Source organism: Mycolicibacterium boenickei (genome assembly GCF_010731295.1).
In the GTDB taxonomy this organism is placed as follows: domain Bacteria; phylum Actinomycetota; class Actinomycetes; order Mycobacteriales; family Mycobacteriaceae; genus Mycobacterium; species Mycobacterium boenickei.
The window spans coordinates 5,081,908-5,096,855 of record NZ_AP022579.1 but is presented as its reverse complement, the minus strand read 5'-3'; the positions used below and the strand labels follow the sequence as shown (position 1 = coordinate 5,096,855).

18 protein-coding genes are annotated in these 14,948 nt (G+C 67.2%); 11 read left to right on the top strand and 7 right to left on the bottom strand.

Annotated elements, in window-relative coordinates; genetic code table 11:
- The first annotated feature begins 49 nt into the window (after window positions 1–49).
- The 4 genes from thyX to G6N57_RS24315 all read left to right on the top strand — a co-directional run bounded on the left by thyX (window position 50) and on the right by G6N57_RS24315 (window position 4,161).
- A complete protein-coding gene (gene thyX, locus G6N57_RS24330; protein WP_077739052.1) occupies window positions 50–802 on the top strand; it encodes an FAD-dependent thymidylate synthase in 753 nt (250 codons plus the stop codon).
- 112 nt (window positions 803–914) lie between these two features.
- Window positions 915–1,763: a 4-hydroxy-tetrahydrodipicolinate synthase gene (gene dapA, locus G6N57_RS24325; protein ID WP_234815882.1), complete on the top strand. Its 849-nt coding sequence runs from the start codon at window positions 915–917 to the stop codon at window positions 1,761–1,763.
- Window positions 1,763–3,439, top strand: a complete 1,677-nt coding sequence (locus tag G6N57_RS24320) for a ribonuclease J (RefSeq protein WP_077739054.1) — start codon at window positions 1,763–1,765, stop codon at window positions 3,437–3,439. The genes dapA and G6N57_RS24320 overlap by 1 nt, the downstream gene beginning before the upstream one ends.
- Before the next feature lie 47 nt (window positions 3,440–3,486).
- Window positions 3,487–4,161 carry a hypothetical protein gene (locus G6N57_RS24315; RefSeq protein ID WP_133118398.1) on the top strand — a complete coding sequence of 225 codons (675 nt, stop codon included), beginning with the start codon at window positions 3,487–3,489 and terminating at the stop codon, window positions 4,159–4,161.
- On the opposite strand, the gene G6N57_RS24310 is transcribed toward G6N57_RS24315, so the two are convergent.
- Both G6N57_RS24310 and G6N57_RS24305 read right to left on the bottom strand, forming a co-directional pair.
- On the bottom strand, window positions 4,147–4,584 hold the full coding sequence (locus G6N57_RS24310; RefSeq protein WP_077739056.1) for a hypothetical protein: 438 nt from the start codon (window positions 4,582–4,584) through the stop codon (window positions 4,147–4,149). The two genes, G6N57_RS24315 and G6N57_RS24310, sit on opposite strands and share 15 nt — an antisense overlap.
- A gap of 2 nt (window positions 4,585–4,586) precedes the next feature.
- Window positions 4,587–5,216 (bottom strand): helix-turn-helix transcriptional regulator, encoded by a 630-nt coding sequence (locus G6N57_RS24305; protein WP_077739057.1) that lies wholly within the window; start codon window positions 5,214–5,216, stop codon window positions 4,587–4,589.
- A gap of 75 nt (window positions 5,217–5,291) precedes the next feature.
- Between G6N57_RS24305 and G6N57_RS24300 the strand changes: the two genes are divergently transcribed.
- Window positions 5,292–5,699, top strand: coding sequence for a group III truncated hemoglobin (locus G6N57_RS24300; RefSeq protein WP_077739058.1), 408 nt, complete (start codon window positions 5,292–5,294; stop codon window positions 5,697–5,699).
- Here G6N57_RS24300 and G6N57_RS24295 read toward each other — a convergent pair.
- From G6N57_RS24295 to G6N57_RS24285, 3 genes are all read right to left on the bottom strand, one after another.
- The gene (locus G6N57_RS24295) at window positions 5,696–6,565 is read right to left on the bottom strand and encodes an SAM-dependent methyltransferase (protein ID WP_077739059.1); all 870 of its coding nucleotides are present in this window, start codon (window positions 6,563–6,565) and stop codon (window positions 5,696–5,698) included. The two genes, G6N57_RS24300 and G6N57_RS24295, sit on opposite strands and share 4 nt — an antisense overlap.
- Window positions 6,562–7,389 carry a mycofactocin-coupled SDR family oxidoreductase gene (locus G6N57_RS24290; RefSeq protein ID WP_077739060.1) on the bottom strand — a complete coding sequence of 276 codons (828 nt, stop codon included), beginning with the start codon at window positions 7,387–7,389 and terminating at the stop codon, window positions 6,562–6,564. The genes G6N57_RS24295 and G6N57_RS24290 overlap by 4 nt, the downstream gene beginning before the upstream one ends.
- A 63-nt stretch (window positions 7,390–7,452) precedes the next feature.
- Window positions 7,453–7,767 (bottom strand): putative quinol monooxygenase, encoded by a 315-nt coding sequence (locus G6N57_RS24285; protein ID WP_077739061.1) that lies wholly within the window; start codon window positions 7,765–7,767, stop codon window positions 7,453–7,455.
- Between the two features lie 159 nt (window positions 7,768–7,926).
- Between G6N57_RS24285 and G6N57_RS24280 the strand changes: the two genes are divergently transcribed.
- On the top strand, window positions 7,927–10,494 hold the full coding sequence (locus G6N57_RS24280; protein WP_174814510.1) for a DNA translocase FtsK: 2,568 nt from the start codon (window positions 7,927–7,929) through the stop codon (window positions 10,492–10,494).
- A gap of 56 nt (window positions 10,495–10,550) precedes the next feature.
- On the opposite strand, the gene G6N57_RS24275 is transcribed toward G6N57_RS24280, so the two are convergent.
- Window positions 10,551–11,072 (bottom strand): amino-acid N-acetyltransferase, encoded by a 522-nt coding sequence (locus tag G6N57_RS24275; protein WP_234815878.1) that lies wholly within the window; start codon window positions 11,070–11,072, stop codon window positions 10,551–10,553.
- Window positions 11,073–11,114: 42 nt separating this feature from the next.
- Between G6N57_RS24275 and pgsA the strand changes: the two genes are divergently transcribed.
- The 5 genes from pgsA (at window position 11,115) to pspM (ending at window position 14,489) form a co-directional block, all read left to right on the top strand.
- On the top strand, window positions 11,115–11,720 hold the full coding sequence (gene pgsA / locus G6N57_RS24270; protein ID WP_097926483.1) for a CDP-diacylglycerol--glycerol-3-phosphate 3-phosphatidyltransferase: 606 nt from the start codon (window positions 11,115–11,117) through the stop codon (window positions 11,718–11,720).
- Entirely contained in the window at window positions 11,698–12,186 is a 489-nt protein-coding gene (locus G6N57_RS24265; protein WP_019348227.1) for a CinA family protein, read from the top strand. Before pgsA ends, G6N57_RS24265 begins: the two co-directional genes overlap by 23 nt.
- 98 nt (window positions 12,187–12,284) lie before the next feature.
- Complete coding sequence (clgR, locus tag G6N57_RS24260) at window positions 12,285–12,617, top strand: transcriptional regulator ClgR (protein WP_077741686.1); 333 nt, start codon at window positions 12,285–12,287, stop codon at window positions 12,615–12,617.
- Between the two features lie 217 nt (window positions 12,618–12,834).
- Window positions 12,835–13,650, top strand: a complete 816-nt coding sequence (gene pspA / locus G6N57_RS24255; protein WP_077739064.1) for a phage shock protein PspA — start codon at window positions 12,835–12,837, stop codon at window positions 13,648–13,650.
- A gap of 20 nt (window positions 13,651–13,670) precedes the next feature.
- Window positions 13,671–14,489: a phage shock envelope stress response protein PspM gene (gene pspM / locus G6N57_RS24250; RefSeq protein WP_097926484.1), complete on the top strand. Its 819-nt coding sequence runs from the start codon at window positions 13,671–13,673 to the stop codon at window positions 14,487–14,489.
- A gap of 7 nt (window positions 14,490–14,496) precedes the next feature.
- On the opposite strand, the gene G6N57_RS24245 is transcribed toward pspM, so the two are convergent.
- Window positions 14,497–14,931 (bottom strand): limonene-1,2-epoxide hydrolase family protein, encoded by a 435-nt coding sequence (locus G6N57_RS24245; RefSeq protein ID WP_077739066.1) that lies wholly within the window; start codon window positions 14,929–14,931, stop codon window positions 14,497–14,499.
- Window positions 14,932–14,948: the final 17 nt, after the last annotated feature.

Below are 14,948 nucleotides of genomic sequence, written 5' to 3'. Positions count from 1 at the left end.
TCGGCGCGCTGCTGAGCCGACCCAACGGGCTCGACAGTAGGGTGAGCGAGTGGCCGAGATCGCGCCGCTGCGCGTGCAGCTGATCGCCAAGACGGAATTCCAGGCGCCGCCTGACGTGCCGTGGAGCACCGATGCCGACGGCGGGCCCGCGCTCACCGAGTTCGCCGGCCGGGCCTGCTACCAGAGTTGGTCGAAGCCCAATCCGAGGACGGCGACCAACGCGAGCTACATCCGACACATCATCGACGTCGGACATTTCTCGGTGCTCGAACACGCCTCGGTGTCCTTCTACATCACCGGCATCTCCCGCTCGGCCACCCACGAGCTGATTCGGCACCGGCACTTCTCCTACTCGCAGCTGTCGCAGCGCTACGTGCCCGAGAACGACGCCGAGGTGGTGGTCCCGCCCGGATTCGAGGACGACCCGGAGCTGGTGGAGATCTTCACCGCGGCGGCCGACGCCAGCCGGACCACCTACACCGAACTGCTGGCCCGGCTCGAAGCGAAGTTCGCCGACCAGCCCAACGCTGTTCTGCGTCGCAAACAGGCCAGACAGGCCGCCCGGGCGGTGCTGCCCAACGCCACCGAGACCCGCATCGTGGTCACCGGCAACTACCGTGCCTGGCGCCATTTCATCGCGATGCGGGCCAGTGAACACGCCGACGTGGAGATCCGCAGGCTGGCGATCGCCTGCCTGCGTGAGCTCGTCGAAGCGGCTCCGGCGGTGTTCTCCGATTTCGAGATTTCGACGCTGGCGGATGGTAGTGAGGTGGCAACGTCGCCTTTGGCGACGGAGGCTTGACCGAGTCGCCGGTCAACACGGCGACGGAGGTCCGATCGACCCAGGGTAATCTTGGCGCGTGAGTACGAGCGGAATCGATGTAACAGCGCAGTTGGGCACGGTGTTGACCGCAATGGTGACGCCGTTCAAGCCCGACGGCTCGCTTGACCTCGATGCTGCCGCTCGGCTGGCAAATCACCTGATCGACGCCGGCTGCGACGGCCTGGTGCTCTCGGGCACCACCGGCGAATCGCCGACCACCACCGATGCCGAGAAGCTCGCGCTGCTGCGTACGGTGCTCGAGGCGGTGGGGGACCGGGCCCGCATCATCGCCGGCGCGGGCAGTTACGACACCGCCCACAGCGTGCACCTGGCCAAGGCCAGCGCCGCCGAGGGCGCGCACGGCCTGCTCGTGGTGACGCCGTACTACTCGCGGCCCCCGCAGGCGGGTCTGCTGGCGCACTTCACCGCCGTCGCCGATGCCACCGCGCTGCCGAACCTGCTCTACGACATCCCGCCGCGATCCTCGATCCCGATCGCCTGGGAGACCATCCGCGCGCTGGCATCGCATCCCAACATCGTGGGCGTCAAGGACGCCAAGGGCGACCTGCACGGCGGTGGCCAGATCCTCGCCGAGACCGGGCTGGCGTACTACTCCGGCGACGACACGCTGAACCTGCCCTGGTTGGCCATGGGTGCGGTCGGATTCGTCAGCGTCTGGGGCCATCTGGCCGCCGGGCAGCTGCGCGACATGTTGACCGCGTTCAACTCCGGCGACATCGCCACCGCCCGCAAGATCAACGTGTCGCTGGCCCCGCTGGCCCGCGCCCAGGCCCACCTCGGCGGGGTGACCATGTCCAAGGAAGGCCTGCGGTTGCAGGGATTCGACGCCGGCCTGCCACGGCTGCCGCAGATCCCGGCCTCCCCGGCGGAGATCGAGGCGCTGGCCGCCGACATGCGTGCGGCGGCGGTGTTGCGATAGTGACCGCCGAACTCGCACCCCCCAAGCCACTGGCCCCCGGCGGTCTGCGAGTTACCGCGCTGGGCGGAATCAGCGAAATCGGCCGCAACATGACGGTCTTCGAGCACCTGGGCAGACTGCTCATCGTGGACTGCGGGGTGCTCTTCCCCGGGCACGACGAACCCGGGGTCGATCTGATCCTGCCGGATCTGCGGCACGTCGAGGACCGGCTCGAGGATGTCGAGGCGCTCGTCGTCACCCACGCCCATGAGGACCACATCGGCGCGATCCCGTTCCTGCTCAAGCTGCGCCCCGACATTCCGGTGGTCGGCTCGAAATTCACCATCGCGCTGATCCGGGAGAAATGCCGCGAGCACCGCATCAAGCCGGTGTGCGTCGAGGTCGCCGAGCGGCAGAGCAGCCAGCACGGTGTCTTCGAATGTGAGTACTTCGCGGTCAACCACTCGATCCCGGGATGTCTGGCCGTCGCGATCCATACCGGTGCCGGCACCGTACTGCACACCGGGGACATCAAGCTCGACCAGCAGCCGCTCGACGGCCGACCGACCGACCTGCCGGGCATGTCGCGGCTCGGTGATGCCGGCGTCGACCTGTTCCTGTGTGACTCGACCAATTCCGAGCACCCGGGCGTCAGCCCGTCGGAGAGCGAGGTCGGCCCGACGCTGCACCGGTTGATCCGCGGGGCCGAGGGCCGCGTGATCGTGGCCTGCTTCGCCTCGAATGTCGACCGTGTGCAACAGATCGTCGACGCCGCGGTGGCGCTGGGGCGTCGGGTCTCGTTCGTCGGACGTTCGATGGTGCGCAACATGGGTATCGCCCGCGAACTGGGCTACCTGCGGGTGGACGACTCGGACATCCTCGACATCGGAGCGGCCGAGATGATGCCCGCCGAGAAGGTCGTGCTGATCACCACCGGCACCCAGGGGGAGCCGATGGCGGCGCTGTCGCGGATGTCGCGCGGCGAGCATCGCAGCATCACGCTGACCGCGGGCGATCTGATCATCCTTTCCTCGTCGCTGATCCCGGGCAACGAGGAAGCGGTCTACGGGGTCATCGACGCGCTGGCCAAGATCGGCGCCCGCGTGGTCACCAATGCCCAAGCGCGCGTACATGTTTCCGGCCACGCCTATGCGGGGGAGCTGCTGTTCCTCTACAACGGGGTGCGTCCCCGCAACGTGATGCCGGTGCACGGCACCTGGCGGCACATGCGTGCCAACGCGGCGCTGGCCGCCAGCACCGGCGTTCCACAGGAGAACATCGTGCTGGCCGAGAACGGCGTGAGCGTGGATCTGGTGGCCGGCAAGGCTTCGATCGCCGGTGCGGTGACCGTCGGCAAGATGTTCGTCGATGGGTTGATCACCGGTGACGTCGGTGACGCCACGCTCGGCGAACGCCTCATCCTGTCATCGGGTTTCGTGGCGGTGACGGTGGTCATCCACCGCGAGACCGGAAAGCCCGCCGGCCCCGCGCATCTGCATTCCCGCGGGTTCTCCGAGGACCCGAAGGCGCTCGAGCCCGTGGCCCGCAGCGTCGAACGGGAGCTGGAAAGCCTTGCCGCCGACAACATCACGGATCCAACCCGGATCGCTCAGGCGGTGCGGCGCACTGTGGGCAAGTGGGTGGGGGAGACCTACCGGCGTCAGCCGATGATCGTCCCCACCGTCATCGAGATCTAGCCGAATTGGTGCGCTGACAGCTCCGCCGGTCCGGTTAGATTGGATCGGTGAACCGCCCCACGCCACACGTGCCGTTCGAGCGTCGCCGTCCGATCCCTCCGTTCGGTTCTGCGGACGAGATCAAACGTGCAGTGGAGTACCCGTACTTTCTCCGCGCGACGTTGATAGTGATGGCAGTCGCGGCGGTGTTCTTCCTGAGCATGGTCGCCTATGCCTTCGCCAACCGCGATCACCAGAACATGGTTCTGTACACGGTATTCGTGGCGGTGTTCCTCGCATTCCAATTCGGCGCTACCAAGTTCGCACTCCCGCTCCTGGCGCGTCGGTTCTATGACCGGGTGATGAGGGGCGGTGTTCTGTGCGACGTGTACCCGGCCGGATTACCGGATGCCAAGGCCGCGATCCTGATCGACGCGCGGCTACCTGACGCGCAGGCGGCTTACGTGCACGATGTCATCGTCTCGTGGCTCGGGCGGGTGGCTTCGGACCCGGCGGCCCGTGCGCAGGCGCCAGACCTGTTCGCCGGCAGTAGGATTCGCAGCGCTGATGAGCTCGCCGGGCCGCATGCCCGGGGTGGCTTTCTGGTGGCTCACGACAAGGACCCGCACGAGGGATGGCGTCTGATCCTTCCCGAGACGAAGCCAGGTGACCCGAACCGGCCGTATTCGAACGGCCTTGTGGTTCAGGTCAAGACGCCGAGCCTGGAGTCAGCCGGCCAGTAGCAGGATCCCGCCGGTGAGCAGCGCGACGACCTTGATGAGCTCGAAGCCGACATAGTAGTAGTGCGCCGGTGAGCGGCCTGCGGCCTCTTGGCCCGGGGCGACGGCCAGCACGGCGTCGGAACGCTGAGTCAGCTTGGGCCGCACTGCGATCAGTTGCACGGCCAGGGCTGCGATGGCTGCCGTGAAGGCCGCGACGACGGCCGCCGACGGACGTTGCACCACCAGGATCACGAGAATGATCGCCGCAAAGCCGGATTCGACCGAGTTCAGTGCGCGGAGAACCCTGCGCCCGATGCCCAGACCGATCTGCAGGGTCACGCCGGGCGCCCGGAACTTCAGCGGTGCCTCGATGAACGAGATTGCCAGCACCATGCCCAGCCAGCAGAAGGTGACCGCGACCGCGACAGCCGGACCGGCAGTCATCATCAATCTCCTTTCGGGCTCAGGTGAGCCACACACAGATCCGGTTCGACGAAGGCGTCGAGCCGTTCCACGGCAACGGGTGCCTGCCAGGTCTCCAACGCCCCCTGCATCAACCCGAGATGGATCGGGCACACCACCGCCGACCGGGTCTGGGCCAGATCGAGAAAGGGGCAGTGGCGCAATCGGAGTTGGTCATCCTCGGGCGGGTCCGGCGCGAAGCCGATGTCGTCGAGCATCGCCACCAGGGCATCGACGGCCGAGCCGGCGAGGTCCGCTGCCCGCCGTGGCATCGTGCGTCCCCAGGAGCGGCCCATTTCCCGAGCCCTGGCCGCCGCATCGTCCCGGGCGGCCAGTCCGTTCACGAGGATTTCGGCCAATATCCGGTAGTGGGTCGGCCCGGTCGGGTCCATCCGGCGCACCGCTCGGTACAGCTGCGCCGGCCGGCCCGGGGCGCGGTGGTGAGGTTGGACACGTTCGACCTGTCCGTTCTCCTCGAGGTGTTCCAGGTGAAATCGCACGGTGTTGGTGTGAACTTCGAGGCGGGCGGCGATCTGCGCGGCGGTCATCGGTGTCGCCGAGGCCTTCAACGTGCTCAGCACGTCGATTCGGCGCTTCCCGATCGCGTTGATCATGGCTAGAGTTTATACAAGTAGAACTTGTAAAAACTAGGGCGCTGTGCGACCGGCCCGGAAAGGGATCTCTGTCCGATGGCTGAAGATCTGTCAGGCCACGACGATGTCGAGCTGCTGCTGTGGCGCTTCTACGGCAAGGCACTGTCGGATCCCGTGCTCGCCGAACCGTTCGCCGAGCTGCGGGCGAAGGGTCTGCGCTCTCATCTCCCTGTCATGTGCGACTTCTGGGAGACGGTGCTGTTCCGTGCCGGGCTGTACCAGGGCAGTGCCCTGATCGTGCATCGCGAACTGCACGCCCGTCATCCATTGTCGGCACGGCATTTCGTGCGGTGGCTGACCTTGTGGACCGACACCGTCGACGAGTTGTTCGTCGGTCCGTACGCGGAGCGGGCCAAGCTCCAGGCCGGTCGTATCGCCAAGGCCATGCACCGGAGACTGGCCGGCGTCGACGCCGCCGAGCTCGACGCGCTGGTTGCCTGCTAACGCTTTTCGGCGTAGGCGGTCCATTCCACCTGTGAGGCGGTCAGTTTCCGGCCGGCCGGCGAAATGTAGTGCTCGGTGAGGTAATCGGGCCCTGCCTGCTCGACCAACTGCCAGCCGTAGGGCTCGACGAACGCCTCCACCCGGTCGGGGTCCAGGCCGAACTGCCACAACTGGCTACGGACCCGGAACCGCCGATACAAGGATTCCGCCCCGTACCTGTTGGTGCCGTCGATGAAATCGCCGCGGACATAGGTGAATGCGAGCCGGCTCCCGGGCGCCGCGGAGCTGAGGAACTCGAACGTCGACGCGACACCTTCGGTGCTCAGGTACTGCGTCACGCCCTCCCAGATGAAGAAGGTGCGGTGCTCACGGCGGTGTCCATGTCTGGCGAGTTCAGCGGCCAGGTCGTCGTGTTCGAAATCCACCGGCACCAGGTGCACCGAGTCCGGCACCGCTCCCAGTGCGCCGCGCACCACTGAGCGCTTGCGCTCGATGTTCACCGGCAGGTCCACCTCGAACACCGGGACCGCGCTGTGTCGGGCGAGCCGGTAACCCTTGGTATCCAGCCCGGCGCCGAGGATCACCACGGCGTCGACAGTCGGGAGCGCCTGCGTGAGCTTGTCGCCGATGTAGCGCTTGCGGCAGGTCAGATTCGCCCACAGTCCCGGACCTGAACGTTCGGTTGCCTGGATCAGAAGCCTGCGGGCAACAGACCATCGGGTGGCCCGGGTGAACGCGCGCAGCCCGGCCGGCAGAAACGCGCTCGCCAGGTCGTCGTCGACCAACCGCCGCGCTACCGGCTCGTATTGTTCGACGGCGGCCAGCACCATCGGGCCGATCGCGGTTGCGGCGACAGGATTGCTCATCGTTTGTTGACGATGCCAGCATCCACCGGAAGTGTCACGCCGGTGATGTAGCGCGCCTGATCGGACACCAGCCAGGCCACCGCGTTCGCGACATCTTCGGACTGAATCACCTGCACCGGAAGGGCATTGCTGAAATCAGTCGGAGCGTTCAGTTCCTCCGCGATGTGTTTGAGCCACCCCCGGGTGAACTCATTGTTGATCATCGGGGTGTCCACCCCGGTGGGGTGGATCGTGTTGACTCGAATGCTGTGAGGCGCAAGGAAGTTGGCGTAGGCCCGCATCAATCCGACTACGCCGTGCTTGGCTGCGGTATAGCCCAGCGAGCCGCGGTCGCCGCCGCCCACACCGATCAATCCGGCCGCCGAGCTGATCAACACGATCGATCCGCCCTCACCCTGCTCGACCATGATCGGGATCGCCGCCTCGACGGTGTTGTGCACGCCGGTGAGGTTGACGTCGATCACGTCACGCCAGCCGTCGGAACCCGACTGCATGGGGGCGATCCCGGCATTGGCGACGACGATGTCGAGCCGCCCGAGCTGCTCGACGCCGGTGCGCAGCGCCGCCTGCAGGGCCTGCTCGTCGCGGACGTCGGCCTGCTGCGCGACGATGCGCGCACCGGTCTCCTCGACCAGTTTGACCGTTGCGGCCAGATCATCGCGGGTGGCCAGCGGATAGGGCACCGAATCGATCTGGTCGCACAGATCGATCGCGATGATGTCGGCCCCGTCGGCGGCGAGCCGCAGGGCCTCGGCCCGCCCCTGGCCGCGTGCGGCGCCGGTGATGAACGCGACCTTCCCGGCCAGGGGAGCGGCGGCGCTCATCAGCGTTGGCTCCTCTTCGCGCAAGCGCTCATCGGTGCTGTCTCCTCTTCGCGCAAGCGCTCATCAGCCGCGCAGCTGTCCCTTGGCAGGGTCACCCGCAACCACGGGTTGCAACATTTTGATATCGGGCGCGCCGTCGAGGAGTTCGCCGATCGAGCCGAACAGGGTTCCGATCGCCGGGGCGGTGCTGTGCGCCTTGAGTGCGTCGGCGTCGGCCCACTGCTCGACGAACACGAAGGTGCCATCGGCCTCATGTAGCGAATACAGCTGGCAGCCCGGCTCGTCGTGGACGGCCGCGACGGCGTTGGTGCAGGCCTCGCGCACGGCGTCGACGGACTCGGGCTTGGCCTTCATGGTGGCGACGACGACAACAGGCATAGGTGCAGGACTCCTCGATGAGTGCCGAAACTGGACGAGTGTCCACCCTAGGCGATGCGGGGGCGAATTCGATGAGTATGGCTAAGTGTCATTTGATACCGCTTTGTGACCCGTGTGGCAGATGGTGATTGTGGGGCATATGCGACTAGGCTTGCGGGCATGGCTAACAAGACCGCCGGCCGGTCCGGAGCGCGTTCGAGCAGGTCGAATGCCAGCTCGCGGGGCGGTTCGCGGCGTCAGGCGCCGGCCCGTTCCGGTCGCCAGGGACGCCCGGCTGCGCCCCGGCGCAAGCCCGCACGCAAGCCTGCGCACTCACCCGTCTCCGCCGCCGGCCAGAAACTGGGCCAGGGGGCCCGTGCCGGCTGGCTGATGCTGGCCAAGGGCGCCGGATCGACCGCCCGCTCGGTGGGCCGCGCCCGGGACATCGAACCAGGGCACCGCCGGGACGGCCTGGCGCTCGCCCTGCTCGGCATCGCCGTGGTCGTGGCAGCCAGCTCGTGGTTCCATGCTGCCGGCCCGGTGGGGCAGTGGATCGACACCGCGGTGCGCACCCTCATCGGAGGCCCGGTGGTCCTGGTGCCCGTCGTCCTGGGAGCGGTCGCCGTCATCCTGATGCGCACCGAACCCGATCCGGAATCCCGCCCCCGGCTGATCCTGGGGTCGGCCATGATCGCGCTGCCGATGCTCGGCCTGTGGCACCTGTGGTCGGGCTCGCCGCAAGACCCGATCGCGCGTCAGCACGCCGCCGGATTCGTCGGCTTCGCCATCGGTGGGCCGCTGTCGGACGGCCTGACCGAGTGGATCGCCGCGCCGCTGCTGTTCATGGGTGTGCTGTTCGGCCTGCTGCTGGTGACGGGTACGACGATCCGCGAGGTGCCCTCGACCCTGCGGACCATGTTCAGCACCCGGGCGTTCCGCGACGACGACTACGACGACGAGTACGACGGGGACTACGCCGACGAGTACGACGACGAAGACGGCTACGACGACCTGTCCGACGGCTACTACGACGACGACGCCTCGCGCGGCGACGCTCAGGCCTGGCCCACCGCGGCCATCGAGGCGCCCAAGGCTCCGACGGGTACTCCGATGGACAACTACCCGCTGTCCGAGGACGCACCCACCGTCCCCGAACCTGCGGTCAAGCCGCGCCGCAAGAAGGCCGAGAGCAAGCCCAAGACCGACGACACCCTGGTGATGGACCGGGTGGTCGAGGGGCCCTACACCCTGCCCTCCCTGGATCTGCTGATCGCCGGTGACCCGCCGAAACTGCGCACCGCCGCCAACGATCAGATGACCGACTCCATCACTTCGGTGCTGGAGCAGTTCAAGGTCGACGCCGCCGTCACCGGCTGCACCCGTGGCCCGACCGTCACCCGCTACGAGGTCGAGCTCGGACCGGGTGTCAAGGTCGAGAAAATCACTGCGCTGCACCGCAATATCGCCTACGCGGTAGCGACCGAGAGCGTCCGCATGCTGGCGCCCATTCCCGGCAAGTCGGCCGTCGGCATCGAGGTGCCCAACACCGACCGCGAGATGGTGCGGCTGTCCGATGTGCTCACCGCGCCCTCGACGCGCCGCGACCACCACCCGCTGGTGATCGGCCTCGGCAAGGACATCGAGGGTGACTTCGTCTCGGCCAACCTGGCCAAGATGCCTCACCTGCTGGTCGCCGGTTCCACCGGCTCCGGTAAGTCCAGCTTCGTCAACTCGATGCTGGTGTCACTGCTGGCGCGGGCCACCCCGGAAGAGGTCAGGATGATCCTGATCGACCCGAAGATGGTGGAACTCACGCCGTACGAAGGCATTCCGCATCTGATCACGCCGATCATCACCGAGCCCAAGAAGGCCGCGGCCGCGCTGGCCTGGCTGGTCGAGGAGATGGAGCAGCGGTACCAGGACATGAAGGCGTCCCGGGTCCGTCACATCGACGTGTTCAACGAAAAGGTGCGCTCCGGGGAGATTTCGACGCCGCTGGGCAGCGAGCGGGTTTACAAGCCGTATCCCTACATCCTGGCCATCGTCGACGAGCTCGCCGACCTGATGATGACCGCACCGCGTGACGTCGAGGACGCCATCGTGCGGATCACCCAGAAGGCGCGTGCGGCCGGTATCCACCTGGTGCTGGCCACCCAGCGACCGTCGGTGGACGTCGTGACCGGTCTGATCAAGACCAACGTGCCGTCGCGGCTCGCGTTCGCGACGTCGTCGCTCACCGACAGCCGCGTCATCCTGGACCAGCCCGGTGCCGAGAAGCTGATCGGCATGGGCGACGGCCTGTTCCTGCCGATGGGCGCAAACAAGCCGTTGCGTATGCAGGGCGCGTTCATCACCGACGAGGAGATCCACGCCGTCGTCGAGGCCACCAAGTCGCAGGCCGAACCCGAGTTCGTCGACGGCGTGACCGCGGTCAAGGCCGGCGAGCGCAAGGACGTCGACCCCGACATCGGCGATGACATGGACGTCTTCCTGCAGGCCGTCGAGCTCGTGGTGTCCTCGCAGTTCGGGTCCACCTCGATGCTGCAGCGCAAGTTGCGTGTCGGTTTCGCCAAGGCCGGCCGGCTCATGGATCTCATGGAGACCCGCGGAATCGTCGGCCCGTCAGAGGGTTCCAAAGCGCGTGAGGTGCTCGTCAAGCCCGACGAGTTGGCCGGAACGCTGATGCTGATCCGCGGCGGCTCGGACGCCAACGGCGCCGATGCCGACGACGATCCCGACGAGTTCTGAACCTGCGTTCGTGGAGTCTCGCCCGTGACCGGTGCGGGTGAGGCTCCACCAAACGCTTAGAGCGTCAATAACATCCGCGTATTGCCCAAGGTGTTGGGCTTGACGTACGACAGGTCGAGGAACTCCGCCACACCGGTGTCGTACGAGCGGCACATCTCCTCGTACACCTCGGCGGTCACCGGGGTGCCGTCGATTTCCTCGAACCCGTGCTTGCCGAAAAAGTCGACCTCGAAGGTCAGCACGAATATCCGTCGCAGGTGTAGGTCGCGGGCGACGTCGAGCAACTGCTCGACCAATTGGTGGCCGAGGCCGGTGCCGCGGACCTTGGGATGCACGGCAACGGTGCGCACCTCGCCGAGATCGGCCCACAGCACGTGGAGCGCGCCGCATCCGACCAGCTCACCGTCGAGCTCGGCGACCCAGAACTCCTGGACCGCCTCGTACAGCGTCACCAGGTTCTTCTCCAGCAGGATCTTGCCCGCATAGACGTCGACCAGGCTCTTGATCGCCGGGACATCGGACGTGCGGGCACGGCGCACCACAGCGTGTTTGCGCGACTCGACACTGCCTGCGTTCACAGGCGCAAGAGTATCCGCTGCGGCAACCGATATTCTGTTGCGGTGCCGGGCCAACCTTCTACCGATCCGGTGGTCCCGCGTGCGCGCGTGGCCAACCTCGCCAACGTGCTCACCGGGGTGCGGATGGTGCTCGTTCCGGTATTCCTCGTATTCCTGTTCGCCGGTGACGGCCATGAAACCGGCTGGCGGATCGCCGCTTTCACGGTGTTCGCGGTCGCGGTGATCACCGATCACTTCGACGGGGCGCTGGCCCGCAGCTACGGCATGATCACCGAGTTCGGCACCCTGGCCGATCCGATCGCCGACAAGGCGCTGATCGGGGCGGCACTGATCGGCTTGTCGATGCTGCACGACCTGCCGTGGTGGATCACCGCGGTGGTGCTGGTCCGTGAGATCGGGATCACGGTGCTGCGGTTCGCGGTGCTGCGACACGGCGTGATCCCGGCCAGCCGCGGCGGCAAGCTCAAGACACTGGTGCAGGCCGTGGCCATCGGGCTGTTCATCCTGCCGCTGCACGCGTGGCCCGACATCTGGCTCAACGTCGCCTGGGTGATCATGTGGGCCGCCGTGGTGCTGACCGTGCTCACCGGCGCCGACTACGTCATATCCGCGATCAGGGATTCGCGTGGACGATCCGCTGCTCACTGACGACGCCAGGGCCCTGGTCGCCGACCTGACGGTGCGCTCACAGAGCGTGGCCACCGCAGAGTCGCTCACGGGCGGGCTGCTCGCCGCGACGCTGGCCGGGGTGTCCGGGGCCAGCGCGGTCTTGCAGGGCGGCCTGGTGACCTACAACGAGGACACCAAGATCTGGCTGGCGGGGGTGGCCCCTCAGGTGCTCGACGCGGTCGGTCCGGTCGCGGCTCCCACCGCGCGGGCGCTGGCCGTCGGGGCCAGGCAGCGTTGCGCGGCTACCTGGGGCGTCGGCCTGACCGGCGTGGCCGGACCGGAACCGCACGGTGGACACCCGGTGGGCACGGTGTTCATCGGTCTCGCCGGCCCGGTCGACACCGAAGTCGTCGAGCTGTCGTTGTCCGGCTCACGCTGGGACATTCGTCGCGCCGCCGTCGATGAGGCGATCGCCCGGCTGCGTTTCCTGGTCGAGAACCAGTAACCGAGATCTTCCTTGATCGTTCTCCTCGGGAACCTTGTGGTGACCGGCGGCGTTGGTGTTTTAGCGAACCTGTGACAGGCGAGGCGAAGGAGAGCGCGATGACGACATTGCTGCGCGAGGTGATCGGCGACGTACTGCGTAACGCCCGCACCGAGCAGGGGCGCACCTTGCGTGAAGTCTCCGACGCTGCCCGCGTGAGCCTCGGATACCTCTCCGAGGTGGAGCGGGGCCGCAAAGAAGCCTCGAGCGAACTGCTCAGCGCCATTTGTGACGCCCTGGACGTGCCGCTGTCGCGGGTACTCACCGATGCGGGGGAGAACATGGCCGAGCGTGAGCACGCCGACAGCGTCGATCTGACCGCCAACGTCGCCCACATCGATGCGGCCACCAAGGTGGTCATTCCGCACGCCGTGTCGATGGCCGTCGCCTGACCTGTTGACGGCGCCGACACCGGTCTGATTGCGCTGCTCGTGCCCGCGGTGCGAATTTTCGCAAAACACCCACGCGAACAGCGTGCGGGGCTGTGGCTGCCTGTCCGGAACCGATAAGTTGGCATAAGAGGAATTGCGGCAACCTGAAGCAGTAGGACCCGAGCGCCGGCTTGAACTCTGAGCCGGACAAGCCCGATAGATAAGGCGGAACGAACCAATGGCCAATCCGTTCGTCAAGGCGTGGAAGTACCTGATGGCGCTGTTCAGCTCCAAGGTGGACGAATACGCCGATCCGAAGGTGCAGATCCAGCAGGCCATCGAGGACGCGCAGCGTCAGCACCAGGCCCTCACCCAGCAGGCCGCCCAGGTGATCGGCAACCAGCGCCAGCTGGAGATGCGGCTCAGCCGCCAGCTGGCCGACATCGAGAAGCTGCAGGTCAACGTCCGTCAAGCACTGACGCTCGCTGATCAGGCCACGGCTGCCGGTGACGCGGCCAAGGCCACCGAGTACAACAACGCCGCCGAGGCGTTCGCGGCCCAGCTCGTCACCGCCGAGCAGAGCGTCGAGGACCTGAAGGGTCTGCACGATCAGGCCCTGCAGGCCGCCGCGCAGGCCAAGAAGGCCGTCGAGCAGAACGCGATGATGCTGCAGCAGAAGATCGCCGAGCGCACCAAGCTGCTGTCCCAGCTGGAGCAGGCCAAGATGCAGGAGCAGGTCAGCGCCTCGCTCCGGTCGATGAGCGAGGTCGCCGCGCCCGGTAACACCCCGAGCCTCGACGAGGTGCGGGACAAGATCGAGCGTCGCTACGCCAACGCGATCGGCCAGGCCGAGCTGGCCCAGAACTCCGTGCAGGGCCGCATGATGGAGGTCCAGCAGGCCAGCGTCCAGATGGCGGGCCACTCCCGGCTCGAGCAGATCCGTGCTTCGATGCGCGGCGACGCCCTGCCCAGCGGCGACGCGTCGCCGGCCACGCCGGCCTCCCCGGCGACCAACCAGACGCCTGCCACCCCCGAAAACCCGCTCGGCCAATAGCGATTCGAGTGTTTTAGATCATGGCTACCAAGACCGGTCGACCGGAGGCCTGGAGATCGCTGGCACAGCGGGCTATCGACACCGCGGCCGATCTGTCCGGTGCGCTGACCGAAAAGCTCAGTGCCGCCGCCGATCCGCGCGCCAAGCTGTTGCGCAAGCGGCGGTGGGCACTGCGCTTCGGGGTGTTCTTCACCCTGTCCAGCGTGTTCTGGGTGCTCGTGACGGCGCTGCTGGCGTCGTGGAGCACACCGGTCTGGGGCCTGATCATCAGTGGCGTTCTCGCGGCCGGGGCGGCTTTCCCCGCCACGCTGTTCTGGCTGCGTTACCGATGGCTACGCGCGGAACCGCTTCCGGCGCAACGGCCGATCGCCGGACGCCGGCTGCCGCCATGGGGTTCGGCGGCTCGGCAGCCCATGGCGGCGCTGATGGCTTCCGAGCGGGGCATGTTCTCGCTGCTCGGCGTGCTGGAGCGCGGCCGGATGCTTCCGGCCGACGAACTGCGTGAGCTGACCGCGGTGGCCAATCAGACGGCGCGGACGATGGCGGCCACCGCCACCGAGGTGGTGTCGATGGAGCGGGCGATCAGCAACGCCCCGCAGTCGCGTCAGCATCTCGTGCCCACCATCAACGCGTTCACCGCTCAGCTCGGGCAGGGTGTGCGGCAGTACAACGAGATGGTCACCGCCGCAGCGCAACTGGTGTCGACGGTGAACAGCGGCCAGGGCGCGGCATCGCCGTTGGCACAGCAGCGCTACCGCAGCGAGCTGACGGGCGCCACCGATCGTCTGCTCGGCTGGGCGCAGGCGTTCGACGAACTGGGCCAGCTGCGCCGCGCCTGAACCGCGGTTACAGCGACGTGCGCAGGGACGGCACGACCACGCCGACGAGGCCGCGCACCGTCGCCTTGACCATGTCGAACATGTCGAAGTAGTCCCGCCACAGCGTGATTCGGCCTTCGTGCACCTCGAACACCCCGCACACCCAGAACTGCAGGCGCATCGGCCCGAACACCAGCGCATCGGTGCGTTCGGTCAGCACGGCCGCGCCGTCGGCGGCGATCCGGTGGATCTTCACCTCGAAGCCCATCCGGCCCGGCATCGACCGGAACAGCTTCATCGCGCGGTTGCGACCGTAAATGGTCGGAAAACCGACGTTCTGGTACACCAGGTTCTGCGCCAGCGCGCTCTCGGCTGTGTCGAAGTCCTGCTCCTGCAGTGCGTTGAGGAAGGTCTCGACCGTGCTGGTCTGGGACGCAGCTGCGGTGGTGGATTGGTCAGCCATGCCCGCAGCCTAGTGGG

Bases quoted from the DNA above. Each gene is read 5' to 3' on its own strand.
- G6N57_RS24305 (WP_077739057.1), bottom strand. From the start codon at position 5,216: ATGATCAACGCGATCGGGAAGCGCCGAATCGACGTGCTGAGCACGTTG.
- pspM (WP_097926484.1), top strand. From the start codon at position 13,671: ATGGCTACCAAGACCGGTCGACCGGAGGCCTGGAGATCGCTGGCACAG.
- G6N57_RS24290 (WP_077739060.1), bottom strand. From the start codon at position 7,389: ATGAGCGCCGCCGCTCCCCTGGCCGGGAAGGTCGCGTTCATCACCGGC.
- clgR (WP_077741686.1), top strand. From the start codon at position 12,285: ATGACGACATTGCTGCGCGAGGTGATCGGCGACGTACTGCGTAACGCC.
- G6N57_RS24310 (WP_077739056.1), bottom strand. From the start codon at position 4,584: ATGACTGCCGGTCCGGCTGTCGCGGTCGCGGTCACCTTCTGCTGGCTG.
- dapA (WP_234815882.1), top strand. From the start codon at position 915: ATGGTGACGCCGTTCAAGCCCGACGGCTCGCTTGACCTCGATGCTGCC.
- G6N57_RS24280 (WP_174814510.1), top strand. From the start codon at position 7,927: ATGGCTAACAAGACCGCCGGCCGGTCCGGAGCGCGTTCGAGCAGGTCG.
- G6N57_RS24285 (WP_077739061.1), bottom strand. From the start codon at position 7,767: ATGCCTGTTGTCGTCGTCGCCACCATGAAGGCCAAGCCCGAGTCCGTC.
- G6N57_RS24245 (WP_077739066.1), bottom strand. From the start codon at position 14,931: ATGGCTGACCAATCCACCACCGCAGCTGCGTCCCAGACCAGCACGGTC.
- pspA (WP_077739064.1), top strand. From the start codon at position 12,835: ATGGCCAATCCGTTCGTCAAGGCGTGGAAGTACCTGATGGCGCTGTTC.
- G6N57_RS24300 (WP_077739058.1), top strand. From the start codon at position 5,292: ATGGCTGAAGATCTGTCAGGCCACGACGATGTCGAGCTGCTGCTGTGG.
- G6N57_RS24295 (WP_077739059.1), bottom strand. From the start codon at position 6,565: ATGAGCAATCCTGTCGCCGCAACCGCGATCGGCCCGATGGTGCTGGCC.